Here is a 24,281-nt window from a genome sequence, read left to right as displayed (position 1 = left end):
ATGTTCTTCGTGCGCACGGCAAGCGAGCGCGACCTGGAGAAGGTTCGCGCTCTGCTGATCGAAACGTGGCACGCGACCTATGACACTTTCTACGGTGTCGAGAAGGTCAACGAACTCACGGAGCGCTGGCATTCGCTGCCGGCGCTCAAAGCCCGGCTCGCGCGCAAGAACGCCGAGTTTCTTGTTGCCGACGATGGAAGGCAGCTGGGCGGCATGGGCTATGCGGCGATGTCCGACACGCAAGCCAAGACGGTGGTGCTGCACCAGCTCTATGTCCTTCCGAAGTTCCAGCGCCAGGGCGTCGGTCGCGATATCTTCGCCGAACTCGAAACCTGCTTCCCGGACGCCGAGCGCATGCGCGTCGAGGTCGAGCCGCAGAACCTGCACGCGCTCACCTTCTATCGCGCGCACGGCTTTGCCGAAGTGGGCGAGACCCCGGTTGACGACCCGTCCGGTCTGCCGGCCATCGCTCTGGAAAAGCCGCTTCTCGGCTAGGCGATCCGTCCGATTGCCTGAAGTTTCGCATGCCTGTGGATAAGCTTGAGAGGCACGGCTCTGTCATCGCGCCGTTACCTCCGGGTGTTTGATCCGCGGGCGATGAACGATGTGAGCGGGGAAACCATGGACGCGACCGAACTCTTGATCCGCAAGGCCGAGCGTAAGGACCTCGAAGCGATCGTCGCGCTCTTCGCCAATGATCCGCTCGGCGGCCACGGCGACACGACCGACCCCGAGGCCTTCGCGGACTACGCCGCTGCCTTCGACCGGATTGAAGCCTCGACGCTGCAGACGCTCTTTGTCGCGGTTCTTGAAGGGCAGGTCGTCGGTACTTTTCAAACCGCGCTGCACACGTCTCTGTCGGGGCGTGGAAGCTCCAGCCTGATCGTCGAAGCGGTCCAGACGCGTGCGGACATGCGCGGCCGTGGGATCGGTGAGCGCATGATGCGCCATGCGATCGGCGAGGCGCGGGAGAAGCGCGCAAAGAAGGTAAGGCTCACGTCCAACGCCGTGCGCACCGATGCGCATCGGTTCTACGAGCGTCTCGGCTTTGCGCGCAGCCACTTCGGCTTTCAGCTGCCGTTGAAATGACCGCCTCCGCCTCGGAATCACTGGACAAGCCCTGAGCGGCGGGGCATAAGCGGGAACATTGTTTTGGTATCTGGCCGCCTTCCCAACGGCCGGTCAAGGACGGCATCCATGAAGCTCCTGCTGCAGATTTTCACCTGGTGGAACGAACAGACGATCGGAACGCGCTTTCACACCTGGCGCCACGGTCAACGGGTCGGTCAAGACGAGCTCGGTAATGTCTACTACCAGGGCGGCAAGGACTCCGAAGGCCGCACCCGCCGCTGGGTGATCTACAACGGCTACGCCGAAGCCTCCGCCATTCCGGCCGGCTGGCACGGCTGGATGCATCACCGGACCGACGTTTCTCCGGCTGATGAAAAGTACACGCCGCGCGAATGGCAGAAGGCGCACCGCGTCAATCCGACCGGAACGGCCAACGCCTACCGCCCGCAAGGCTCGATTGCCGCCACCGGCAAGCGTCCCCGCGTGACCGGCGACTACGACGCCTGGACGCCCGGCTCCTGAACAATCTGTTCTCAGTGACGACGACGGACCGCGGAATGGGTTCCTCGATCATGGCGCGGCCACAATTGATGGTTAGCGCCTGAAATCCATCGATGACGAACAGGATACGCGGGAGACAGGCGACTATGGCAGGTTCTGATCTGCGCAAGGCAATCGGCCAAGGAACGCGGCGTTTGGGCTTGTCCCTGCTTGCCGCCTTGCCGCTGGTCGCATCTGCGGAAGCGGTTGACGCAGCCCGCCTTTCCAACGCCGTCGCCGTGTTCTCCGGCATCGACAAGATCACCGGCCGCATCACTACTTTCGACGTCTACATCGGCGAGACCGTGCAGTTCGGCGCCCTTCAGGTCACGCCGCGCGTCTGCTACAGCCGTGACGACACGGAAGCGCAGAAGATCACGACCTTCGTCGAGGTCGAGGAAATCACACTCGACCGCAAGATCCGCCGCATCTTCACCGGCTGGATGTTTGCCGATAGCCCCGGTCTGAACGCCGTCGAGCATCCGGTCTATGACGTCTGGCTGCAGTCCTGCAAGGCGACCTCGGACCTGCCGCCGCCGGACACCGCGCAGAAGCGCTGAGCGGCGGCGTATTCCCATTCTTTGAGATTTGGCTTGGTTAGAAGGCGAGGTCGGGCGACGACATCGCGTTCGCCAGAAGCACTTCGTATTCCGCCTTTGGCACGTCGATGGCACCAAACGACTTCAGGTGCTCGGTGGTGAACTGTGTATCGAGCAGTTCGAAGCCACGCGCCTTCAGTCGCTCGACCAGATGGACGAGGCAGATCTTCGAGGCGTCGGTGCGTCTGGAAAACATGCTTTCGCCGAAGAAGGCCGAGCCGAGCGAAACGCCGTAAAGTCCGCCAACCAGTTGGTCGCCTTCCCACGCCTCGACGCTGTGGGCATAGCCCATCGTATGCAGCGTCGCGTAGAGCGTGCGGATCTTGTTGTTGATCCAGGTGGTTGGCCGGTCGGGAGCAGGGGCAGCGCAGCCGTCCATGACCGCTTCGAACGCGGTGTTGAAGCGGATGTCGAAGGGCTTTCGGCGGATGGTTTTGGCGAGGCTGCGAGAGGTGTGGAAGCCTGCGAGCGGGATCACCCCGCGAATTTCCGGCTCGACCCAGAAGATTTCCGGGTCGTCAGCCGAATCGGCCATCGGGAAGAGGCCGATCGAATAGGCGCGCAGCAGCATGTCCGGCGTAATATCGGGCTGCTTGCTGCGCGTCCCCTTCAATGTCAGGTCCTTACTCGGACGTGGCGGCCAGATGCTTCTCCAGCCAGTGGATATCGTAGTCGCCGTTGGCAATGTCCTGATTATTGATCAGGTCCTGGAACAGCGGAAGCGTCGTCTTGATGCCGTCGATGACAAATTCGTCAAGCACGCGGCGCAGACGCATCATGCATTCGACGCGGGTACGGCCGTGCACGATCAGCTTGCCGATCAGGCTGTCGTAGTAAGGCGGGATCCGGTAGCCCTGATAGGCACCCGAGTCGACGCGCACGCCAAGACCGCCCGGCGCATGGAAATGCGTGATCGTGCCCGGGGATGGGACGAAGGTGCGCGGGTCTTCGGCATTGATGCGGCACTCGATCGCGTGGCCGGAGAACACGATGTCTTCCTGCCGGACCGAGAGGCCACCGCCGGAGGCGACGCGGATCTGCTCGTGCACCAGGTCGATGCCGGTGATCGCCTCGGTGATCGGATGCTCGACCTGAAGACGGGTGTTCATTTCGATGAAATAGAACTCGCCGTTTTCGTAGAGGAATTCGATCGTGCCGGCGCCGCGATACTTCAGCTTCTTCATGGCGTCGGCGCAGACCTGACCGATCTTCATGCGCTGGTCGACGTTGAGCGCCGGGGAGTTTGCCTCTTCCCAGACCTTCTGGTGACGACGCTGCAGCGAGCAATCGCGTTCACCGAGATGCACCGCATTGCCGGCGCCGTCGCCGACGATCTGGATTTCGATGTGGCGCGGCTTGGAGAGGTACTTCTCCATGTAGACGGCGTCGTTGCCGAAAGCGGCAAGCGCTTCGGTGCGGGCCGTCGCAACGGCTTCCTCGAGGTCAGCCTCGCTGCGGGCGACCTTCATGCCGCGGCCGCCGCCGCCGGCGGTCGCCTTGATCAGGACCGGGAAACCGATCTTGCGGGCGACTTCGAGGGCGTTTTCCGGCTTTACTTCGCCGTCGGAGCCCGGAACGACCGGGATGCCAAGTTCCTGCGCCGTTTGCTTGGCGGTGATCTTGTCACCCATGATGCGGATGTGTTCCGCCGTCGGGCCGATGAAGGTGATGTCGTGCGCTTCAAGGATTTCGGCGAACTTGGCGTTTTCCGACAGGAAGCCGTAGCCTGGATGCACAGCGTCGGCACCGGTGATTTCGCAGGCGGCGACGATCTGGTGAATGTTCAGATAGCTATCGCGCGAGGGCGGCGGGCCGATGCAAACGCTCTCGTCGGCGAGGCGCACATGCATGGCGTCGGCGTCGGCCGTGGAATGAACGGCGACCGTGGCGATGCCGAGTTCCTTGCAGGCACGAAGCACGCGAAGGGCGATTTCGCCGCGATTGGCAATGAGAATTTTCGAGATCATCGCCGCGCCGCCTTATTCGATTACGATCAGCGGTTCGCCATATTCGACGGGGGCTGCGTCCTGGACGAAGATTTCGGTGACCTTGCCCGAGCGCGGAGCCGGGATCTGGTTCATTGTCTTCATCGCTTCGATGATGAGGATCGTCTGGCCTTCCTTGACCGTGGCGCCGACTTCAACGAAGGGGCGGGCTCCCGGTGCGGGAGACAGATAGGCAGTGCCGACCATCGGTGCGGTCACGGCATTCTTCGATGCACGGGCGCTCTCGGCGGCAGGAGCAGCAACGGCGTTTGCAGGAGCGGCCACTGCGGCGGGCATCTGGTAAGCCGGCATCTGCGGCATGGCCATCGGCATGGCAACCGGCGTGCCGTTGCGCGAAACGCGAATGCGCAGGTCGTCCTGCTCGACTTCGATCTCGGTCAGATCGGTATCCTTGAGAATGTTGGCGAGATCGCGGATCAGCGCCTGGTCGATACCTGGTTTCTTGTCAGCCATGGAATATGAGCCTCTTGTGTTCTTTTTATTTCGACGGATTTGTCAGGTTCTTTAGCGCATGCAGCGCAAGAATGTAACTCTGGGCGCCGAAGCCGCAGATGACGCCCTTGACGGCGGGTGCGATCATCGACTTGTGGCGGAACTCCTCACGCGCATGGATGTTCGAGAGGTGCAGTTCGACGACCGGAATGCCGATGGCGCGGATGGCATCGTGAAGCGCGATCGACGTGTGGCCATAGGCGGCCGGGTTGATTGCCACGCCCGCGGCGACGTTGCCGGCCTCGTGCAGCCAATCGACCAGCATTCCCTCATGGTTCGACTGGCGGAAATCGACGTCGAATCCGAGCGCCTTGCCTTCTGCCTTGCACATGGCCTCGATGTCGGCCAGCGTCTGGCCGCCATAAATACCCGGCTCGCGCTTGCCCAGCGCATTCAGGTTGGGGCCGTTCAGCACGAAAATGGTCGATGGCATAAGGGATTCCGGTCCGGTCATGGAGGGTTACCTATAGACTGATGGTCCCGCGAGGAAAAGCCCTTTGGGCCCTAGCGGGATTTGTCCACAGTCATGGGAAGGTTTGTCAGCAGGCGGTCTTGCCGCATTCGCGCATATTGGCGACCTTGCCCTCGATCTCCTCGGCGCCGACGGCCCCGAAGACCGCTTCGTTGCCGATGACGTAGGAGGGCGTTCCGGTGATGCCGAGGTCGTTGGCAAGGCTGTAGGCCTCGCGCACGGCCGCATCATGCGGCTCCTTTTCCATTTTCGCGCGCAGGTCCTTTTCGGAGACGCCGAGCTTGGCGGCAACTGCAAGCGCTGTCTCCTCCGTGGCGCGGTCTTCCCCGCCGAGCAGCGCCCGGTGGAAGTCGCCGTATTTTTCCGGAGCGACCAGGCGGAAGGCGGCGCTCACCTTGTGGGCGGCCAGCGAATCCGGTCCGAGGATCGGCAGTTCCTTCAGCACGAAGCGCACGTTCTTGTCCTTGGCGAGGATGTCGTCCATGTCGGAAAGCGCGCGTTTGCAGTAGCCGCAGTTGTAGTCGTAGAACTCGACAACGGTGACGTCGCCCTTGGGATTGCCGAGCACCATGTCGTAGTCGGAATTGAAGATCGCCTTGTTGTTCTCGGTGATCGCGCTTTCCGCCGCTTCCTGCTGCTTGGCGCGCTGTTTCGTCGTCAGCGCCTCCTGGACCTCGAGCATGATCTCCGGATTGGCGATCAGGTATTCCTTGATGAAGGCGCCGATCTCTTCCTTCTGCTTCGCGTCGAGCGCGAATGCGTTCTGGGGCAGGCTGACCCCGGCTACGAGCGCTGCGAGCGTCCCGGCGGCAATCATCTTGGTGCTGAAGTTCATTTCTACCTCGTTGTCCTTGCGTATCCCGTGTGTCGTCCATCGCGTGTCGCCGGGTCAACCGGCTGTTCTGAATGACAACAGGATTCCTCGTATTCGCAATATGCCGGCAGCATAGGGTGGGTGCCGCGGAAACGAAACGGCAAAATCGGCGGAAATACGGCACTCGCGGACTTGTGAAGGTCATTTTCATCGGGCAAAGGGCTGGAGAACAGCCGCATATCGAGGATTTTCCGTTGGTAGATTTGTCAAAACGCAGTGCCGTCGAACCTTTCCATGCGATGGACGTACTGGCGGAGGCGACCCGTCGCCGGGATGCCGGCCACCCGGTGATTTCGATGGCCGTCGGGCAGCCCGCCCACCCGGCGCCGAAGGCAGCTCTTGAAGCGGCGCGCAAAGCGCTTGAACATGGCCGGCTCGGCTATACCGATGCGCTCGGCACCTTGTCGCTGCGCACAGCAATCGCCCGGCACTATGAAAAGCGCCACGGCATCGCGCTCGATCCGCAGCGGGTCGCGGTCACCACCGGCTCATCCGCAGGCTTCAATCTCGCTTTCCTGGCCCTCTTCGATCCTGGCGATTGCGTCGCGATCGCGAGGCCCGGCTATCCGGCCTATCGCAACATCCTCGCAGCGCTTGGCCTGACGGTCGTCGAGGTCGAGGCCAATGCCGAGACCGGCTTCACTCTGACGCCTGAAAGTCTTTCGCGTGCCGCTGCGAAAATAGGCCGTCCATTGAAGGGCGTGCTTTTGGCGAGCCCAGCCAACCCGACCGGAACGGTGACGGGTAGGGCGGGCATCAAGGTGCTGGCTGACTATTGCCGGGCCGAATCGATCGCCTTCATTTCCGACGAGATCTATCACGGACTGACCTTTGCCGGCGAAGAGGCAAGCGCGCTGGAGGTGACCGACGAGGTAATCGTCATCAACTCCTTCTCGAAATACTATTGCATGACCGGCTGGCGGATCGGCTGGATGGTGCTGCCGGCTGACAAGGTGCGCGGCTTCGAGCGCATCGCCCAGAGCCTCTACATCTCGCCGCCCGAGCTCTCGCAGATCGCGGCAGAAGCAGCGCTCAACGCGCATGAGGAGCTCGACCGTTACAAGGCCGCCTATGCCGCCAACCGGGACATGCTCATGAAGCGGTTGCCGGAGATCGGCTTCTCGATCGCCTCGCCGATGGACGGTGCCTTCTACGCCTATGCGGATGTCACCCGCTTTACCAATGACAGCATGGCCTTTGCCAAGCGGATGCTCGCCGAGATCAACGTCGCGGCAACCCCGGGATTCGACTTCGATCCGCTGGAAGGGCACCGCACGATGCGCTTCTCCTATGCCGGCGCCGAGGCCGACATGGTCGAGGCCATGGACAGGATCGCGCGTTGGCTGGCGTGACGCTCTGAACAGGCAGGCAGGGGCAAGTCCCTTCTGCCATCCGCCCAAAGGAAAAGGCCCGGATCGCTCCGGGCCTTTCGTGTTTTCAGAGTTTGGCGCTGGCCGCGCGGCCTCTTAGAAGAAGCCGCGGCGCTGCCACCAGCCGCCCTTTTTGGGCTTGCCCGGCTCTTCCTCTTCGGGCTTCGTCGCGCTCGACGTCACCACCGGTTCGGAAGCGATTTTCGAGAGGTCGCGGTTCGCACGCACAGGCTTGGTTTCGGCAAGGTCGGCCGCAGCCTCTTCCACCGCTTCGACGGCCGGGTCGGCAACCGCAGGCTGGTCTTCGATGGCTGCCTGGGCAACTTCGTCGACGCTTACTGCCGGTTCTTCAGCCTTGACGGCCTTCTTGCGGGTGCGCTTCGGCTTGGCAGGCTTTACGTCCGCCACCTCGGCTTCTTCGGCAACCACAGCCGTTTCCTCAACAGCGACAGCCACTTCGACCTCGGCCGCAGCGGCAGGTGCCTCTACGGTTTCGGCTTCTTCTGCGCCGTCGTCGCCGGCTTCCGCATCGGCACCGGCTTCAAGCTGGCCTTCGCCTTCACCTTCGCCTTCCGGACGGTTGCGGCGGCCGCCACGCTTGCCGCGGCGGCGGCGCTTGCGCTTCTGATCGCCATCGGCGGTCGCGGCGTCTGCATCGACGCCCTCGTCATCGCCTTCGTCCTCATCGGAACCGTCGTCGGCATCGCCTGCCGATTCGGAGACCTGGAGAGCGCTGCCTTCGGCCTGCTGGCCGCCCTTGCCGCGCCGGCGGCGACGGCGCTTGCGCTTGCGTCCGTTCTGATCGTCGGACTGAGCAGCAGCCTTCGGCTGTTCCTGCCGCTGTTCGCCGGCAATTTCTTCTGCTTCTTCCTCGTCGAGATCCTCTTCGATCACGACGTCGTCTTCTTCCTCTTCCGGCTCGAAGTGCAGCAGTTGTTCGATCTTGACCGGGTTTTCGACCGGCTCGCCACGATCGATCGCGAAGTGCTGTGCGCCGACATGGGCATCAGCCTCGATGATGATCGAAACGCCGAAGCGGGCTTCGTAGTCCATGATCGTGCCGCGCTTCTGATTGAGCAGGTAGAGCGCGATATCCGGGATGGTGCGCACGGTGATGTCGTGCGTCGTGTTCTTCAGCAGGTGTTCCTCGATGCCGCGCAAGACGTGCAGTGCAACCGAAGACTGCGAGCGGACGTGACCCGTTCCGTTGCAGTGCGGGCAGGTCTGCATCGTCGATTCGAGCACCGAGGCGCGAATGCGTTGGCGCGACATTTCGAGCAGGCCGAAATGCGAGATGCGGCCGACCTGGATGCGGGCGCGATCGTTCTTCAGGCAATCCTTCAGACGCTTCTCGACCGAGCGGTTGTTCCGCTTTTCTTCCATGTCGATGAAGTCGATGACGACGAGGCCGGCAAGGTCGCGCAGGCGGAGCTGGCGTGCCACTTCTTCCGCCGCTTCCAGGTTCGTCTGGAGAGCGGTGTCTTCGATCGAGTGCTCGCGCGTCGAACGGCCGGAGTTGACGTCGATCGAAACCAGGGCTTCGGTCTGGTTGATGATGATGTAGCCACCGGACTTCAGCGTTACCTGCGGCTGCAGCATGCGGTCGAGCTGCGCTTCGATGCCGGAGCGCGAGAAGATCGGATGCACGTCACGGTAAGGCTGAACCACCTTGGCGTGGCTGGGCATCAGCATCTTCATGAAGCCCTTGGCTTCCTTGTAGCCTTCCTCACCGGAAACGATGATCTCGCTGATGTCCTTGTTGTAGAGGTCGCGGATCGAGCGCTTGATCAGGCTGCCTTCTTCATAGACGAGGCAGGGGGCCGTGGAATTCAGCGTCAGCGTGCGGACGTTTTCCCACAGGCGCATCAGATACTCGAAGTCGCGCTTGATCTCGACCTTGGTGCGGTTGGCACCGGCGGTGCGCAGGATCACGCCCATGCCCTGCGGCACTTCGAGGCCGCGGGCGATTTCCTTCAGGCGCTTGCGGTCCTGCAGATTGGTGATCTTGCGGGAGATGCCGCCGCCACGTGCGGTGTTCGGCATAAGCACCGAGTAGCGACCGGCGAGCGACAGGTAGGTCGTCAGTGCCGCGCCCTTGTTGCCGCGCTCTTCCTTGGCGACCTGAACCAGCAGGATCTGGCGGCGCTTGATGACTTCCTGGATGCGGTACTGCTTGCGCGGCTTGCGAACCTGGCGATCCGGAACTTCTTCCATGGCGTCTTCGGCGCCGACGGATTCGATGATTTCCTTTTCGCCGTCGTGACTGTCGTCGTCATCATCGTCATCGTCATGGCGACGGCGGCTGTCGACATCCTCGGAAATGGCGTCGGTATCGACCATGGCAGCCATTTCGCCGCCATTGCTCTCGTCGCCGTCGGTCGATGCAGCAGCCGCTTCTTCAGCGGCCTTGGCCTTGGTCTTGCGGGTGCGCTTCGGCTTCGCCTTCGGCTTTTCGGCCGGCGCTTCCTCTTCGACGACCGGTGCGGCGTCAGCGACGGCTGCGACCGGCTCGGCTTCAGTTTCCGCGACGACTTCGAGGTCTACGGGAACGGAAAGTTCGCTTGCCGGGGCAGGGGCGGTCTCGACATGCTCGATGTCGTCGTCACGCCGCGCTTCTTCGGCTTCGGCCTTCAAGAGCGCCTGACGATCGGCGAGCGGGATCTGGTAGTAGTCGGGATGGATTTCGGCGAAAGCCAGGAATCCGTGGCGGTTGCCGCCGTAGTCGACGAAGGCGGCCTGGAGCGAGGGCTCCACCCGGGTGACCTTCGCCAGATAGATATTGCCGCGGATCTGCTTCTTATGTTCCGACTCGAAGTCGAACTCTTCTATGCGGTTCCCGCGAACGACAACGACGCGCGTCTCTTCTGAATGAGACGCATCGATAAGCATTTTCTCTGCCATCTAAGCTGTGCTCCTCGGCGCGCCAGCGGAACGGGAGACAGACCTGCTTCCTTAGGAAGACTGCCAAACACGTCGGAAGGTGCGCCGGATATGAAAGTTCCTGTTTGGCGCAGGCGATGGTGCAGCAGCCAGACGACAGCCGGAACATGTGTGTCCCGGGGCCGCGCTACTTCTGACCGATACTGCTGAGTCAACATCAATGACCAAACAAGAATGCCAATGTCCAAGGTCTCATGAAGACCCGATGAATGCGCCCGCTTGCGGGCGTCGGTGAAAAATCACCATCAAGAACTCCGGCCACCGCCGGAAATTTGCGATCCAGTGTACGGGGAGGAAATGCAGCGACGGCGGATGAACACTTGCGACCGCGGAATTGCGATAAGTTAACCGGTCAATCCGGTTCGACCGCACCCTGGCGCCAAGCTTTGGAGAAGCTCCGGCTGCCCGGTCGACTGTTCTATCCCGTCAACACTTTCTCCTTGTGACGCTTTTATGTTTTCTATGTCACATTGGCAAGGGAAAAGCCCGTGCCGCCACAATAATGATCGATTCGCTTGTCCACGTGGAGTAGGTCGATAAACGGTAAATCGATTGTCCCGGCGGGCCGGGGAAGATGATCATTGTCAAGCATTGGTTAACCATAAGGGTTCATTGATCAACCTGTGCGTCCAGCAGCCGTGCGTCGGCTGCTGTTTGGTTTTCTGAGAAAGTGGTGGAGAGCCCGAGGTGAGGCCTTTGGCGGTTTGTATGCGTGGTTCGCTGTTGTCGTTGATGTCGCGCACGGGCAGGCTTCTGCTCGGAGCATCGCTGCTTGCCGGCGGTCTTCTTTTGAACGTGCCGGCGGCTGTTGCCGCCGAGCCGGGGCCTTTGCTCGCCTTTGCTGCGCGGATCGCCGGCGACGATGCACGCACGCGCGTCGTCGTCGAGTTCGATCGCAAACCGGAATTCTCCCTGCACTACGTAGCCGATCCTGTTCGCGTCGTGGTCGACCTGCCGGAAACGGCCTTTGGCCTCAAGGCGGACAGCCTTGAACCGCGCGGCCTCTTCGATGCGATCCGCTACGGCGGCATGGGGGCGGGCAACTCCCGCATCGTTCTTTCGGCGAAAGGCCCCGTGGCGGTAACCCATGCGGAAGTCGTCGCGGAAGAGGGGGGCAAGGGCTACCGGCTCGTGCTCGATGCCGAGCGCGTCGACCAGGCGCGCTTCGATGCGCTTCTCGGTGAACAGCAGTGGACCGGATCGGTCGCCGCCGCCAAGACCGACAGGCCGGTTGCCGTCGCTCCCACGAGGGAAGGCGGGCCGTTCATCATCGCGATCGATGCGGGCCATGGAGGCATCGATACCGGTGCGCTCGCCGGCGAAACGAAGACGGAGGAGAAGCATGTAACGCTCGCCTTCGCGAAAGATCTCGTCGAGGCCCTGAACAAGGGCGCCGGGATCGAGGCTTTCCTCACCCGCGACAAGGACGTCTTCCTCTCGCTTCCCCAGCGCGTACAGATCGCCCGCAACAAGGGCGCCCATCTCTTCATTTCGCTTCATGCGGACGCGCTGCGCCAGAAGGACATCCGCGGCGCGACGGTCTATACCATCTCCGACAAGGCCTCCGACCATCTGGCCGCAAGTCTTGCCGCCCGCGAAAATTTGTCCGACGAAATCGCCGGCGTGCCGCTTCAGAGCGAGCCGGCGGAAGTGGCCGACATCCTGATCGATCTGACGCGCCGCGAGACGCAGGCCTTCTCGGTCAACATGGCGCGCGCCGTCGTTACGTCCTTCGAGGGCCAGATCAATCTCATCAACAATCCGCACCGTTTTGCCGGCTTCCGCGTGCTGCAGGCGCCGGACGTGCCCTCGATCCTGCTTGAACTGGGCTTCCTGTCGAACAAGGAGGACGAAAAACTGCTGCTGGATCCGGAGTGGCGCAAGAAGGTTTCAGAGCGTCTTGCGGTCGCTGTTCAGCGATACCGCGAGCAGGCCATCGCCAGCGGCGGCTGACGCTTGAAGGCAGGCCCGGGAACGAAGTGATTTGTGTCGCCCCGGTAACAGCGCTATGCTTTTCAACGGGATGCGCACGGGATTATCGCATAACAGCCCTATTTTACGCACAATCCGGGACCTAACCGGAATTGCGCCCGGATTTGTTGAGAAACGAGTTGAAGCCCGGAGTTCCCCGCCATATGAGGAGCCGGGCTAGGTGGGGCGTTGCGACGCCAGACGATTTCTCGTGAAAGAGTTTGGTCGGCCCGCTGTATAGAAGCCGGCAGGACAGAGCATGGACTGTCAGTCGGGCGGTTCGGCAATTGGACGATAATTAAGGTACCGGTATCTGACTGATGATCAGGCTGATTGGATATTTCTTCGGGATTGGCGCGTTTCTGCTGCTGGGTGTGGCCGGGGCCGTGGCGCTCTATCTTGGTGTCGTCACCAAGGACCTGCCGGATTACGAGGTTCTGGCGAAGTATTCGCCGCCGGTGACCACGCGCTTCCACGCCGGCAACGGCGCGCTGATGGCGGAGTATGCCCGTGAGCGGCGTCTCTATCTGCCGATCCAGGCCATCCCGGATCGCGTCAAGGCGGCCTTCATCTCGGCTGAAGACAAGAATTTCTATCAGCACCCGGGCGTTGACATCACCGGTCTTGCGCGCGCCATCGCGGTGAACCTGCAGAACTTCGGCTCCGGCCGTCGTCCGGTCGGCGCCTCGACGATCACGCAGCAGGTGGCCAAGAACTTCCTGCTCTCGTCAGACCAGACGATCGACCGCAAGGTCAAGGAAGCAATCCTCTCCTTCCGCATCGAGCAGGCCTACACCAAGGACCGCATTCTCGAACTCTATCTCAACGAGATCTTCTTCGGCCTGAATTCCTACGGCATAGCCGGTGCGGCGCTGACCTATTTCGATAAGTCTGTGACTGAGCTTACCATTGCCGAGACCGCCTATCTCGCAGCCCTTCCGAAGGGCCCGGCCAACTATCATCCGTTCCGCAAGACCGAAGCGGCGCTTGAGCGCCGCAACTGGGTAATCGACCGCATGGTCGAGAACGGCTACGTCACCAAGGCCGATGGCGAAGAAGCCAAGAAGCAGCCGCTCGGCGTCAACCCGCGTCGCGGCGGGGCGCATCTCTTCGCCTCCGACTTCTTCGCCGAGGAAGTCCGCCGGCAGATCATCCAGAAATACGGCGATAACGCCCTCTATGAAGGCGGCCTGTCGGTTCGCACCTCGCTCGATCCGCGGCTGCAGATCGCCGCGCGCAAGGCGCTGCAGGCGGGTCTGCTCAGCTACGACGAGCGTCGCGGCTTCCACGGCCCGGTCAAGTCGATCGAAATCGGCGGCGATTGGGGCGAGCCGCTGGGCGCTGTCGTTGCCTTCAACGACGTGCCGGAGTGGAAGCTTGCCGTCGTTCTCTCCGTCGATGGACAGGGCGCCGAGATCGGCATTCAGCCGGAGAAGGAAGCCTCGGGCAAGATCGTCGCCGAGCGTGTCACCGGGCATATCTCCGCCAAGAACATGCAGTGGGCCTACCGTTCCGCCAGCGGCGACCGCAAGTCGGCGAAATCGCCTGAAGGCGTCTTCGGCGCCGGCGACGTCATCTATGTCGAGCCGCTGCCGGAGAAGGGCGAGTATCGCCTGCGCCAGCCGCCGAAGGTGCAGGGTGGCCTCGTCGCCATGGACCCGCAGACCGGCCGCGTTCTGGCGATGGTCGGCGGCTTCTCCTATGGCCAGTCGGAATTCAACCGCGCGACGCAAGCGATGCGCCAGCCGGGTTCGTCGTTCAAGCCCTTCGTCTACGCGGCCGCCCTCGACAACGGTTATACGCCTGCATCGGTCATTCTCGACGCGCCGATCGAGATCGTCGCTGGTGGCCAGGTCTGGCGCCCGGAAAACTACGGCGGCGGCTCGGCCGGTCCGTCGACGCTGCGTCTCGGCATCGAGAAGTCGCGTAACCTGATGACCGTTCGCCTCGCCAACGACATGGGCATGAACCTCGTTGCCGAATATGCCGAGCGCTTCGGTATCTACGACAAGATGCCGCCGCTGCTCGCAATGTCGCTAGGCTCGGGCGAAACCACCGTCCTGCGCATGGTTTCGGCCTATTCCGTGCTCGCCAACGGCGGCAAGCAGATCAAGCCGTCGCTGATCGACCGAATTCAGGACCGCTACGGCAAGACGATCTTCCGTCACGAAGACCGCACCTGCGACAACTGCAACGCCGGCGATTGGCAGAGCCAGGAAGAACCGGTTCTCACCGACAACCGCGAGCAGGTTCTCGATCCGATGACCTCCTACCAGATCACGTCGATGATGGAGGGCGTGGTGCTGCGCGGCACGGCTGCCGGCAAGATCAAGCTCGATCGTCCGGTTGCCGGCAAGACCGGTACCACCAATGACGAAAAGGACGCCTGGTTCGTCGGCTACACGCCGGACATGGTTGCAGGCCTCTATCTCGGCTTCGACAACCCGGCCCCGCTTGGCCGCGGCGCGACCGGCGGCAGCCTCGCCGTGCCGATCTTCAACGACTTCATGACAGAAGCGGTGAAGGGCACGCGCCCGAGCAAGTTCGTCGTGCCCGAAGGCATGAGCATGGTCGCCGTCAACCGCAAGACCGGCATGGCCGCCCAAGAGGGTGAGCCGGACACGATCATCGAGGCCTTCAAGCCCGGCACCGGCCCGGCCGACACCTTCTCGGTCATCGGCGGTCTTGACCAGTACGTGCCGCCAGAAGAGATCCTCAAGAACTCGCCGCAGGCGAACCAGGCAGTGACCTCCGGTTCCAACGGCCTGTTCTAGTCCTTATCCCCTTCACGCGATGCCCGCCGCCTTTACATCAGCGGTGGGCATCGCTATTTGACGCTCACTTTCCTATCGGTTCACAAGAAGCAGGATCATGCGCAGCGAAATCGAGAACATTGTCGACGAAATCAAGCAGGCCATAAGCCTGCTGAGGAGGCATCTTTGACTGGGATCAGGCGGTAAGACGACTGGACTGGTTGAACAACAAAGCGGAAGATCCGGCGCTTTGGAACGACGCTTCGGAAGCGCAGAAGCTGATGCGCGAGCGCCAGCAACTCGATGACGGCATCAATGGCCTGCGCCGTTTCGAGCAGCAGCTCAATGACAACATCGAACTCATCGAACTCGGCGAGGAAGAGGGCGACGCCGCCATCATCGCCGACGCCGAACAGGCGTTGCGGGATCTCAGAAACGAAGCGGCGAAGAAGCAGGTCGAAGCCATGCTCTCGGGCGAGGCGGATCAGAACGATACCTATCTCGAAGTGCATTCGGGTGCCGGCGGTACCGAAAGCCAGGACTGGGCCAACATGCTTTTGCGCATGTACACCCGCTGGTCCGAGCGCCAGGGGTACAAGGTCGAGCTTCTGGAAATCCAGGACGGCGAAGAGGCCGGCATCAAGTCCGCGACGCTCCTCGTCAAGGGCCACAATGCCTATGGCTGGCTGAAGACCGAATCGGGCGTGCACCGCCTGGTTCGCATCTCGCCCTACGACAGCAACGCGCGCCGCCACACCTCGTTCTCCTCGATCTGGGTCTACCCGGTCGTTGATGATTCGATCCAGATCGACATCAACGAGAGCGATTGCCGTATCGACACCTACCGCTCGTCGGGCGCCGGCGGTCAGCACGTCAACACGACCGACTCGGCCGTGCGCATCACGCACATCCCGTCGGGCATCGTCGTGCAGTGCCAGCAGGAACGTTCGCAGCACAAGAACCGGGCGAAGGCCTGGGACATGTTGCGTGCGCGCCTCTACGAGGCCGAACTGAAGAAGCGGGAAGAGGCCGCCAACGCCGAAGCCGCGTCGAAGACCGACATCGGCTGGGGCCACCAGATCCGCTCCTACGTTCTGCAGCCCTATCAGCTGGTCAAGGACATGCGCACCGGCGTTGAAAGCACGGCACCGGGCGACGTTCTCGACGGTGAACTCAACGAGTTCATGGAGGCCGCCCTTGCGCACCGCGTCAGCGGCGGCGCGGATGCCGTCGTGGATGATCTGAACTAAGGCAGACAGCGGTCTGCACCAGTGCAATTGAAGAGGGCCGGGTGTTCGCATCCGGCCCTTTCTTTTGCTCAGTTGGAGGCACGCTCGATCTTGATGTCGCCGAGATCGTCGATGAGCACGGTCCAGCTCTCAGGCTCTCTCACCGACGGGTCCGTCTTCAGATAGACGGTCGCAAACATGCCGGGCTGCGCGGTGACACCGGTCGAGGTCTCCGGGCGGATGTCGGTGACGTAGGCCTTGAGCGCGGAGAATTCTTCGAGTTCCGCCGACGAAATCACCAGAGGGCCGGCCGAGGTCGCTGCCACCTGCTGCAGATGGATCTGGGCGGTTCCATCCGCCTGGCGAAGCGCGATCAGCTTGTAGTAACCACGCCGGGCGTCGCCCGGCTTTTCGGCGGCCGCGTTCGGATCGAGGGATGAAAGCGGCTCTCCGCTTTCCTCCCAGTAGCCGGTGCTGGTCACGAAGGTCGCCTCAGGCGGAACGATGTTGGCATCCTGAGCCTTGGCGCCGGCACTGCTGAGAAACAGGAACAGCGCGAGGAGGGCGGATCTGTGCATTGGGTCGTCGTCCTTAAGGCGGCGGCTCGGTTGCCGTTTACTGCGGGCCGGCGGAAACCTAGCCGGCAGAATGATACCATAGGTCGCGCGGAGAACGTGCGCTCAGTTCGAAAACTGCTCGGCGAGGATGCGATCCGACCAGGAATGATCGGGATCCGAGAGGATGCGCGCCGTCATGTTTTCCGATTCGGCGATCTTCACCTTGACCACGGACTTCACTTCCTGATGGTCGGCCACCGCGTTTACCGGCCGCTTGTCGGCCTCAAGGATTTCGATCTCGACTGTGACATGGTTCGGCAGAAGCGCGCCACGCCAGCGGCGCGGGCGGAAGGCACTGACCGGGGTCATCGCCAGAAGCGGGGCCTCGAGCGGCAGGATCGGCCCGTGGGCGGAGAGATTGTAGGCGGTGGAGCCGGCAGGGGTGGCGACCAGCAGGCCGTCGCAGGTCAACTCCTCCAGCCTTGTCTTGCCATCGATCAGGACGCGGAGCTTCGCCGCCTGGTAGGACTGGCGGAAAAGGTAGACCTCGTTGATCGCAAGTGCCGTGAAGCTCTCGCCATAGACGTCGGTCGTCTGCATCTCCAGCGGATGAAACGCGTTCTCGACTGCCTGGCAGATTCGGTCCGTCAGGTTCTCCGTGCTGTAGCGGTTCATCAGGAACCCGACCGAGCCACGGTTCATGCCGTAGACCAGCTTGCCGCTGTTCATGGTCTGATGCAGCGTCTGCAGCATGAAGCCGTCGCCGCCAAGCGCGACGATCACATCGGCCTTCGACGGATCATGGTCGCCATAGATCGCCTTGAGATCAGCCGCAGCCTTTTGTGCCTCTTCCGCGGACGAGGCGAGAAAGGCTAGGGAAGTGAACGTTCGGGCCATGAAACTCTAGTCCGCTCGATATGTTATGCGCCGCCAGCGGCAATCTCTCTCTATCGTTTCTGGCATGGCCCGGAACCGAACGCATCTGAAAAATTGGGAGAATTCGCAATTTTGCTTTACACCACATCAGATTATGGTAACTCCCACCAAAGCAAGTGCCCTTATAGCTCAGTTGGTAGAGCGGCTGATTTGTAATCAGTAGGTCGGGAGTTCGAGTCTCTCTGGGGGCACCACTTCATTTCTTCCCCATTGTTTTTTCCGAATTTTTGGCGGCTATTCGAGCCGGAATTTCAGGTTCGGCGTGTTGCCGCGGGTACACCGTCGGCGCAAAGCGAGCAGTTAGTCACGCATCGCAAAGATGGCCATGAACACTGGTGTGCCGATCAGAACGCCGGCAATCGAAAATAGCGGCCCATAGATCAGCGCGCTCAGCGGTATGCCGGCGATGCATACCGCAATGCCATCCTTCAGGCAGTTGTACGGCCCGCCCTCGAATATGCCGTAGACGGGTAGGAACAGCCCCGCGACGATAAGGCTGACAAGGAACGCCAGGACGGCGGAGATGATCAGTCTTCCAAGAGTTCTCATCCTCCTGAAATATAGGGAATCAGTGGTTTCGGCCACCGCCGATTGTTTCTCCAGCGCCGATGAACGGAGGACGAGCATTCGTCAGCTGGCTCTCTTGGAAAGGTCTTGGTCATCGAACACGTTCTTTCGGCTGCCGCCAAAAGCAGCCTTACCAACCCCGCGGCACTGGCGCCGGTCAGATGGGCGGTCGTTCTGCTTTGTGGGTTTGTCGTCTGGAGCCCTGCCAACGCGCAGGAGGGATCCGATTGGACTGAGATGAGTTCGAGCGCGACCCAAGTTTCCGGTTTGGGGGCGGTCCGCTATTCCGTGGGATACAGCAACATCGGTTATGACCACTTTCGTTCGGAGATCGTGGTTGAGTGGCGTGATGGCGGTAAGCGGACGCAGACGATCTACGAAGGCATCTATGACAATCCCCCTGCGAAGGTCTGGGGTGCTAAAGGCCTTCTCTGCGTTTCGATGGAGGCTTGCGCGCGATCGACGAACGCCTGCACAGTGGAGGTGATCGCCTATCGATATGACGTCGGCGCCAAGTCTTTTGCCGAGCTTGCAGACGGCGGCGAGCTTTGCCGCCGATGAGATGCGGAGCCTTGGTCGGAGTAAGCGGTCAACGCTCGATCGATCACCGGCTCCCGCATCGCTTAGTCCGGCGCTCTCCGTGCGTCTCGAGATCGTGACGCCGGTGCAGTCCGAGCAATGGTTCACGATTCGCGATCCCGATGGCAACGTGCTGATGATCTGCCGCTGCTGATCGGAAAAGCCGCGCCGTGCGGCATCAGATGTCGAAGGACGGCCCCATGCGCACAGGAACCTCGCGGCATTTCTGCAGGGCGTTGAGCAGGTTCTCGGCGAGATAGTCGATCAGCGCCCGCGTCGCCGGCAACATGCCCTGGCGGGACGGGAAGACGAGGTGCACGACGACGTCGTTCGACGTCCATTCCGGCAGCACCGGCGCAAGGACGCCGGCGCGGAAAGCGCGCTCGCAGATATGGTCAGGCAAGAGGGCGACCCCCATGCCTTCGATCGCGGCGCGTTCGAGAATCAGGAAATCGCTGCAGCCGACGATCGGACGATGGGTGATTTCCGTCGTGTTGCCATCGATCGAAACCAGCCGCCAGACATCGGTCGGGTGCTGTTCGTTCATCGACAGCGTCGCCTGCTGGCTGAGGTTCTCGATCGTGATCTCGCCGGCGCGGGCGAGGAAGGTGGGGCTGGCTGCAAGCCGCTCGCGAACCTCGCCGAACTTGCGGATGATGAGTTGGTTGTCCGTATCGAGCTGCCCGCGGGCACGCAGCGCCACGTCGACCCGCTCCTCGATCAGATCGATGCGACGGTTGGTGGCGGTGATCAGCAGCCGGACGCCGGGGTAGCGGCGGTGAAACGCCGGCAGGATGTCGGCAAGCATAGGGGTGAAACCGAGCGGGCAGGCGAGCCGCACCGTGCCCGAGGGCTCCGCGCGCACGGCGGCGATCTCGGCTTCGGCGGCAGCCACCCCGTCGAGAAGGCTCTGGCAATGCTCATAGAAGACCCGGCCGATATCGGTGACACGCAGCTTGCGGGTCGAGCGCTCCAGCAACCGCACACCGAGCTGCTCCTCGAGGCGGGCCACATGTTTGCTGAGCTTGGATTTGGGTATATTGAGGTCCCGTGCCGCAGCACTGAAGCCGTTGTTTCGCACGACGGCGGCAAAAAGCCCGAGGTCGTTCAGATCCTGCATTGTCCTGTCTCCGAGGTGCGGATGATGGGTATGATTGTTTCCGTCTGGAAACAGTATGTCAAATATCCGCTGGCTTATCGGGCCATTGTTTTCCCCTCATATGTGGATCACCGCAACGTAAACACAAAGGTGTTCCCATGAACGTTCTTCATATCGACTCCGGTATCCTCGGCGACCACTCGGTTTCCCGCCGTCTGACGGCCGCCCTTGCCGCCCAGGTCAAGGCTGACCGCCCGGATGCGCAGGTGACCTATCGCGACCTCGCTGCCAGCTCGCTGCCCCATCTGACCGGCGCCCAGATCATGGCCCCGGCCGACCTCGAAGGCGTCGACGCGGGTCTCGCTGCCGACGTCAAGCTTGGCCGCGACATGCTGGAAGAATTCCTCGCCGCCGACACCGTCATCATCGGCGCTCCGATGTACAACTTCGGCATTCCGAGCCAGCTGAAGGCCTGGATCGATCGCATCGCCGTCTCCGGCAAGACTTTCCGCTACACCGAGAATGGTCCGGAAGGCCTCGCCAAGGGCAAGAAGATTATCGTCGCCTCCACCCGCGGCGGCCACTACTCCGCCGGCCCGGCGGCCGTCATGGATCACCAGGAATCTTACCTGAAGACGGTCTTCGGTTTCCTTGGCATCACCGATGTCGAATTCGTGCGCGCCGAAGGCCTGAACCTCAGCGCCGACAGCAAGCAGTTTGCGATCGCCGAGGCCGAAAAGACCATCTCGGAAGGCAGCGTGCTTCGCCTGGCGAGCTAAGACCAAATTCAGCGGATCACCGAGGTGATCCGGTGGGAGGGGCGTATGCCCCACGTGCGGACGGTGCCGGTTGCGCAAGCAGCCGGCATTGTCCGTTTTCGAACATCGATATCTGCTTTATAATGCCCTCATGATGGACGGGCGGACGATCCTTTGGGGCATGACCGCTGCGGTGGCCTTTTTGCTCGCCGCCGAAGCGACCCTTGCTGCGCCGCCGGATCATGGCTGCACCTGCCGCAATCGAGACGGTTCCAAATACGAACTTGGGCAGGTCGCTTGCCTGCGTGTCGACGGCAACGCCTACCTCGCGCGCTGCGAGATGAACCTCAACGTCACGACCTGGAAGAAACTGCGTGAAGGCTGCCCTACGGCCGGCATGAGCACACCGGGTAGCCTTGCGGGGCAATCGATCCGTTTCTGACGCGGAAGAGCGGCTTGCCGTCCTCATTCCGATCTTTTTCGAAACTGCACGGCGCAGCGCTCCGCGATCCCACCGGAGCGGAAATTTCCACAGGCGCTATTTCGCGTTACCGCCTCGGCTTTGGCGCCGTTGTCTGTGAGCTGCGGAGGACCGCCGCGCTTTGCGGTGAGGCGGCCCGGAACGCCTGGCGATGTCAGCGCTTCAGATGCTGGCGCGCCGCATACATCGCGATCGCCGCTGCGTTCGATACGTTCAGCGACTTTATCGCGCCGGGCATGTCGAGCCGGGCAAGATCGTTGACGATCGAGCGGGTCTTCTGCCTAAGCCCCTTGCCCTCGGAGCCGAGAACGAGGGCGATCTTTTCGCCGCTGAATGTCCCTTCCAGCGGCTGCGGCCCTTCCGAATCAAGTCCGATCGTCTGGAAGCCCAGCCGATGCAGTTCCTCGATGGCATCGCCAAGGTTGGTGATCTGGATATAGGGGATCATCTCAAGCGCGCCGGAGGCCGATTTGGCGAGCACGCCCGATTCGGTCGGGCTGTGGCGCATGGTGGTGATCAGCGCGCCGGCATCGAAGGCGACGGCCGAGCGCATGATGGCGCCGACATTGTGCGGATCGGTCACCTGGTCGAGCACCAGAATCAGCGGGCAGTCGCGCAGAGCCTCGAGCCGGCGATGCGGCAGCGGGCGGGTCTCGAGCATCACGCCCTGGTGGATCGCGTCGGGACCGAGAATCTTGTCGAGATCCTGCGGCGTCACCGTTTCGACCGGGAAGGGCAGGGCCGAAAGCTCGCCGAGTTCCAGACGGGCGGCCGCGTTCGGCGTAACGCTGAGACGGATGACCTCGCGAGCCGGATTGTCCAGCGCCGCGCGAACCGTGTGCAGGCCATAGAGTAGAACTTGCTCGGGCGAGAGCGGCTGCGGCCTCCAGTCGGCCGGCGCCTTGCGGCGCTTGTCCTCTCTTGGCGTGGGGATTTCGCCACGTTCCCGCTTGGCGTCGCGATGCGCGCGCCGAAGGTTGGCGTAATGGGTGTCCTTGGCGCTCTTGTCGCCGGTGCGATCTTTGCTCATTGGCGTCTTATAGAGAGGTTGCACGCGGGGCGAAACGGTTTTCAGCGTCGGGTCCTTTTTTACGGCTGTGGAGAAAATCGGAAATTTTCCGCTGACCCGTGTTGACAGGACGAAACGGGGCAGTCATATACCCGGCCACAGATCGAGAGCGGCACGGCCAAGTCGCTGGTTGTCTCACGATCTCAAATGCTTGGTCGAAAGATCCCGACAGAATAATGGAGGGATGCCCGAGTGGTTAAAGGGGACGGACTGTAAATCCGTTGGCTCAGCCTACGTTGGTTCAAATCCAACTCCCTCCACCATTCTGCTTCTGGATCGAAGGCCCGCGGGTATAGCTCAATGGTAGAGCAGCAGCCTTCCAAGCTGAATACGCGGGTTCGATTCCCGCTACCCGCTCCAATAGCGGCTTCCTCCTTCTTTTCGAATTAATGTATCAAGTCAACGTTCATCGCTAAGCGTTTGAATGTTTTACTGCGGCTGCGATTCGTAGCTCGATAGCACTGAATCTTGTAGCGGCGTCGCGCGCTTCTTATATATCGGCAGGAAAAGGCCAGCGGCGGCCGGCCCGGGCGCGCGCAATTAAGTCTTGCGCAAATCCCCTGAAACCCTTAAACGGCTCCACAAACCGGCCCTGCCGGCTGATCATTATTCATACTTGACCACAGGAAACGTACCCATGGCAAAGAGCAAATTTGAGCGCAACAAGCCGCACGTTAACATTGGCACGATTGGCCACGTTGACCATGGCAAGACGTCGCTGACCGCAGCGATCACGNATGGCAAAGAGCAAATTTGAGCGCAACAAGCCGCACGTTAACATTGGCACGATTGGCCACGTTGACCATGGCAAGACGTCGCTGACCGCAGCGATCACGAAGTACTTCGGCGAGTTCAAGGCGTACGACCAGATCGACGCTGCTCCGGAAGAAAAGGCCCGTGGTATCACGATTTCGACGGCGCACGTTGAGTATGAGACGCCGAACCGTCACTACGCTCACGTTGACTGCCCCGGCCACGCCGACTACGTCAAGAACATGATCACCGGTGCAGCGCAGATGGACGGCGCGATCCTGGTTTGCTCGGCTGCTGACGGCCCGATGCCGCAGACCCGCGAGCACATCCTGCTCGCTCGTCAGGTTGGMGTTCCGGCAATCGTCGTGTTCCTCAACAAGGTCGACCAGGTTGACGACGCCGAGCTTCTCGAGCTCGTCGAGCTGGAAGTTCGCGAACTTCTGTCGTCCTACGAATTCCCGGGCGACGACATTCCGATCATCAAGGGCTCGGCTCTTGCTGCTCTGGAAGATTCGGACAAGAAGATCGGCGAAGACGCGATCCGCGAGCTGATGGCAGCTGTTGACGCCTACATCCCGACGCCTGAGCGTCCGATCGACCAGCCGTTCCTGATGCCGATCGAAGACGTGTTCTCGATCTCGGGCCGTGGTACGGTTGTGACCGGTCGCGTTGAGCGCGGCATCGTCAAGGTCGGCGAAGAAGTCGAAATCGTCGGCATCCGCGACACGTCGAAGACGACGGTTACGGGCGTTGAAATGTTCCGCAAGCTGCTCGACCAGGGCCAGGCTGGCGACAACATCGGCGCGCTGATCCGTGGTGTTAACCGTGACGGCGTTGAGCGTGGCCAGATCCTGTGCAAGCCGGGTTCGGTCAAGCCGCACAAGAAGTTCATGGCTGAAGCCTACATCCTGACGAAGGAAGAAGGCGGCCGTCATACGCCGTTCTTCACCAACTACCGTCCGCAGTTCTACTTCCGCACGACGGACGTGACGGGCATCGTGACGCTGCCGGAAGGCACGGAAATGGTTATGCCGGGCGACAACGTCACCGTTGCCGTTGAGCTGATCGTTCCGATCGCGATGGAAGAAAAGCTGCGCTTCGCAATCCGCGAAGGCGGCCGTACCGTCGGCGCAGGCATCGTTGCCTCGATCGTCGAGTAATCGAC

23 protein-coding genes, 3 tRNA genes and 1 pseudogene are annotated in these 24,281 nt (G+C 61.8%); 16 read left to right on the top strand and 11 right to left on the bottom strand.

The window, feature by feature from the left end:
* The 4 genes from ASD01_RS18530 (at position 1) to ASD01_RS18515 (ending at position 2,171) form a co-directional block, all read left to right on the top strand.
* The gene (locus ASD01_RS18530) at positions 1–495 is read left to right on the top strand and encodes a GNAT family N-acetyltransferase (protein WP_034795435.1); all 495 of its coding nucleotides are present in this window, start codon (positions 1–3) and stop codon (positions 493–495) included.
* A gap of 102 nt (positions 496–597) precedes the next feature.
* A complete protein-coding gene (locus ASD01_RS18525) occupies positions 598–1,089 on the top strand; it encodes a GNAT family N-acetyltransferase (RefSeq protein WP_234798736.1) in 492 nt (163 codons plus the stop codon).
* Positions 1,090–1,197: 108 nt separating this feature from the next.
* The gene (locus tag ASD01_RS18520; RefSeq protein ID WP_034795438.1) at positions 1,198–1,593 is read left to right on the top strand and encodes an NADH:ubiquinone oxidoreductase subunit NDUFA12; all 396 of its coding nucleotides are present in this window, start codon (positions 1,198–1,200) and stop codon (positions 1,591–1,593) included.
* Between the two features lie 125 nt (positions 1,594–1,718).
* Positions 1,719–2,171 (top strand): DUF2155 domain-containing protein, encoded by a 453-nt coding sequence (locus ASD01_RS18515; protein WP_034795441.1) that lies wholly within the window; start codon positions 1,719–1,721, stop codon positions 2,169–2,171.
* A 37-nt stretch (positions 2,172–2,208) separates the two neighbouring features.
* Here ASD01_RS18515 and aat read toward each other — a convergent pair whose 3' ends face one another.
* The 5 genes from aat to ASD01_RS18490 form a co-directional block, all read right to left on the bottom strand.
* Positions 2,209–2,823, bottom strand: a complete 615-nt coding sequence (aat, locus tag ASD01_RS18510) for a leucyl/phenylalanyl-tRNA--protein transferase (RefSeq protein WP_034795444.1) — start codon at positions 2,821–2,823, stop codon at positions 2,209–2,211.
* 10 nt (positions 2,824–2,833) lie between these two features.
* Complete coding sequence (gene accC, locus ASD01_RS18505; protein WP_034795446.1) at positions 2,834–4,177, bottom strand: acetyl-CoA carboxylase biotin carboxylase subunit; 1,344 nt, start codon at positions 4,175–4,177, stop codon at positions 2,834–2,836.
* Between the two features lie 12 nt (positions 4,178–4,189).
* On the bottom strand, positions 4,190–4,669 hold the full coding sequence (gene accB / locus ASD01_RS18500) for an acetyl-CoA carboxylase biotin carboxyl carrier protein (protein WP_034795447.1): 480 nt from the start codon (positions 4,667–4,669) through the stop codon (positions 4,190–4,192).
* A 25-nt stretch (positions 4,670–4,694) separates the two neighbouring features.
* The gene (aroQ, locus tag ASD01_RS18495; protein ID WP_034795448.1) at positions 4,695–5,141 is read right to left on the bottom strand and encodes a type II 3-dehydroquinate dehydratase; all 447 of its coding nucleotides are present in this window, start codon (positions 5,139–5,141) and stop codon (positions 4,695–4,697) included.
* A 106-nt stretch (positions 5,142–5,247) separates the two neighbouring features.
* Positions 5,248–6,015 carry a DsbA family protein gene (locus ASD01_RS18490; protein WP_034795449.1) on the bottom strand — a complete coding sequence of 256 codons (768 nt, stop codon included), beginning with the start codon at positions 6,013–6,015 and terminating at the stop codon, positions 5,248–5,250.
* 233 nt (positions 6,016–6,248) lie between these two features.
* Between ASD01_RS18490 and ASD01_RS18485 the strand changes: the two genes are divergently transcribed.
* Positions 6,249–7,406, top strand: coding sequence for a pyridoxal phosphate-dependent aminotransferase (locus ASD01_RS18485; protein WP_034795655.1), 1,158 nt, complete (start codon positions 6,249–6,251; stop codon positions 7,404–7,406).
* Positions 7,407–7,520: 114 nt separating this feature from the next.
* Here the strand turns inward: ASD01_RS18485 and ASD01_RS18480 are convergent, their stop codons facing one another.
* Positions 7,521–10,325 carry an Rne/Rng family ribonuclease gene (locus tag ASD01_RS18480; protein ID WP_034795450.1) on the bottom strand — a complete coding sequence of 935 codons (2,805 nt, stop codon included), beginning with the start codon at positions 10,323–10,325 and terminating at the stop codon, positions 7,521–7,523.
* Positions 10,326–11,096: 771 nt separating this feature from the next.
* Here ASD01_RS18480 and ASD01_RS18475 point away from each other — a divergent pair.
* The 3 genes from ASD01_RS18475 to prfB all read left to right on the top strand — a co-directional run bounded on the left by ASD01_RS18475 (position 11,097) and on the right by prfB (position 16,338).
* Positions 11,097–12,317 (top strand): N-acetylmuramoyl-L-alanine amidase, encoded by a 1,221-nt coding sequence (locus ASD01_RS18475; RefSeq protein WP_051659335.1) that lies wholly within the window; start codon positions 11,097–11,099, stop codon positions 12,315–12,317.
* Positions 12,318–12,655: 338 nt separating this feature from the next.
* The gene (locus ASD01_RS18470; RefSeq protein WP_034795452.1) at positions 12,656–15,109 is read left to right on the top strand and encodes a penicillin-binding protein 1A; all 2,454 of its coding nucleotides are present in this window, start codon (positions 12,656–12,658) and stop codon (positions 15,107–15,109) included.
* A 97-nt stretch (positions 15,110–15,206) separates the two neighbouring features.
* Positions 15,207–16,338, top strand: a protein-coding gene (prfB, locus tag ASD01_RS18465; RefSeq protein WP_110818441.1) for a peptide chain release factor 2 whose coding sequence is annotated in 2 segments (ribosomal slippage) — positions 15,207–15,275 and positions 15,277–16,338 — 1,131 coding nt in all. Because the reading frame shifts where the segments join, the coding sequence is not laid out codon by codon here.
* A gap of 68 nt (positions 16,339–16,406) precedes the next feature.
* Here the strand turns inward: prfB and ASD01_RS18460 are convergent.
* Complete coding sequence (locus ASD01_RS18460; protein ID WP_034795456.1) at positions 16,407–16,895, bottom strand: hypothetical protein; 489 nt, start codon at positions 16,893–16,895, stop codon at positions 16,407–16,409.
* Between the two features lie 102 nt (positions 16,896–16,997).
* Positions 16,998–17,771: an NAD kinase gene (locus tag ASD01_RS18455; RefSeq protein ID WP_034795458.1), complete on the bottom strand. Its 774-nt coding sequence runs from the start codon at positions 17,769–17,771 to the stop codon at positions 16,998–17,000.
* Positions 17,772–17,928: 157 nt separating this feature from the next.
* On the opposite strand from ASD01_RS18455, the gene ASD01_RS18450 reads away from it, so the two are divergent.
* A tRNA-Thr gene (locus ASD01_RS18450) sits at positions 17,929–18,004 on the top strand.
* Between the two features lie 106 nt (positions 18,005–18,110).
* On the opposite strand, the gene ASD01_RS18445 is transcribed toward ASD01_RS18450, so the two are convergent.
* Positions 18,111–18,437, bottom strand: a complete 327-nt coding sequence (locus tag ASD01_RS18445) for a hypothetical protein (protein ID WP_200949988.1) — start codon at positions 18,435–18,437, stop codon at positions 18,111–18,113.
* A 27-nt stretch (positions 18,438–18,464) separates the two neighbouring features.
* Here ASD01_RS18445 and ASD01_RS18440 point away from each other — a divergent pair, with 27 nt between their 5' ends.
* Positions 18,465–18,938: a hypothetical protein gene (locus tag ASD01_RS18440; RefSeq protein ID WP_200949989.1), complete on the top strand. Its 474-nt coding sequence runs from the start codon at positions 18,465–18,467 to the stop codon at positions 18,936–18,938.
* Positions 18,939–19,134: 196 nt separating this feature from the next.
* On the opposite strand, the gene ASD01_RS18435 is transcribed toward ASD01_RS18440, so the two are convergent.
* The gene (locus ASD01_RS18435) at positions 19,135–20,076 is read right to left on the bottom strand and encodes a LysR family transcriptional regulator (protein ID WP_034795460.1); all 942 of its coding nucleotides are present in this window, start codon (positions 20,074–20,076) and stop codon (positions 19,135–19,137) included.
* Positions 20,077–20,213: 137 nt separating this feature from the next.
* On the opposite strand from ASD01_RS18435, the gene ASD01_RS18430 reads away from it, so the two are divergent.
* Positions 20,214–20,834 (top strand): FMN-dependent NADH-azoreductase, encoded by a 621-nt coding sequence (locus ASD01_RS18430; RefSeq protein ID WP_034795463.1) that lies wholly within the window; start codon positions 20,214–20,216, stop codon positions 20,832–20,834.
* Positions 20,835–20,994: 160 nt separating this feature from the next.
* Positions 20,995–21,255 (top strand): hypothetical protein, encoded by a 261-nt coding sequence (locus ASD01_RS18425; protein WP_234824438.1) that lies wholly within the window; start codon positions 20,995–20,997, stop codon positions 21,253–21,255.
* Positions 21,256–21,448: 193 nt separating this feature from the next.
* On the opposite strand, the gene ASD01_RS18420 is transcribed toward ASD01_RS18425, so the two are convergent.
* Complete coding sequence (locus ASD01_RS18420; protein ID WP_034795465.1) at positions 21,449–22,324, bottom strand: TrmH family RNA methyltransferase; 876 nt, start codon at positions 22,322–22,324, stop codon at positions 21,449–21,451.
* A gap of 217 nt (positions 22,325–22,541) precedes the next feature.
* Here ASD01_RS18420 and ASD01_RS18415 point away from each other — a divergent pair.
* From ASD01_RS18415 to tuf, 4 genes and pseudogenes are all read left to right on the top strand, one after another.
* A tRNA-Tyr gene (locus ASD01_RS18415) sits at positions 22,542–22,626 on the top strand.
* A 23-nt stretch (positions 22,627–22,649) separates the two neighbouring features.
* Positions 22,650–22,723 (top strand) — tRNA-Gly (locus ASD01_RS18410).
* A 277-nt stretch (positions 22,724–23,000) separates the two neighbouring features.
* A pseudogene (locus ASD01_RS34800) lies at positions 23,001–23,099 on the top strand (GTP-binding protein); the annotation flags it as partial.
* Position 23,100: 1 nt separating this feature from the next.
* The gene (gene tuf / locus ASD01_RS18405; RefSeq protein ID WP_034795467.1) at positions 23,101–24,276 is read left to right on the top strand and encodes an elongation factor Tu; all 1,176 of its coding nucleotides are present in this window, start codon (positions 23,101–23,103) and stop codon (positions 24,274–24,276) included.
* Positions 24,277–24,281 lie beyond the last annotated feature (5 nt).

Source organism: Ensifer sp. Root423, assembly GCF_001426275.1.
GTDB classification, from domain to species: Bacteria; Pseudomonadota; Alphaproteobacteria; order Rhizobiales; family Rhizobiaceae; genus Ensifer; species Ensifer adhaerens.
The sequence above is the reverse complement of the archived record's forward strand: the minus strand, read 5'-3'. Positions and strand labels throughout refer to the sequence as shown.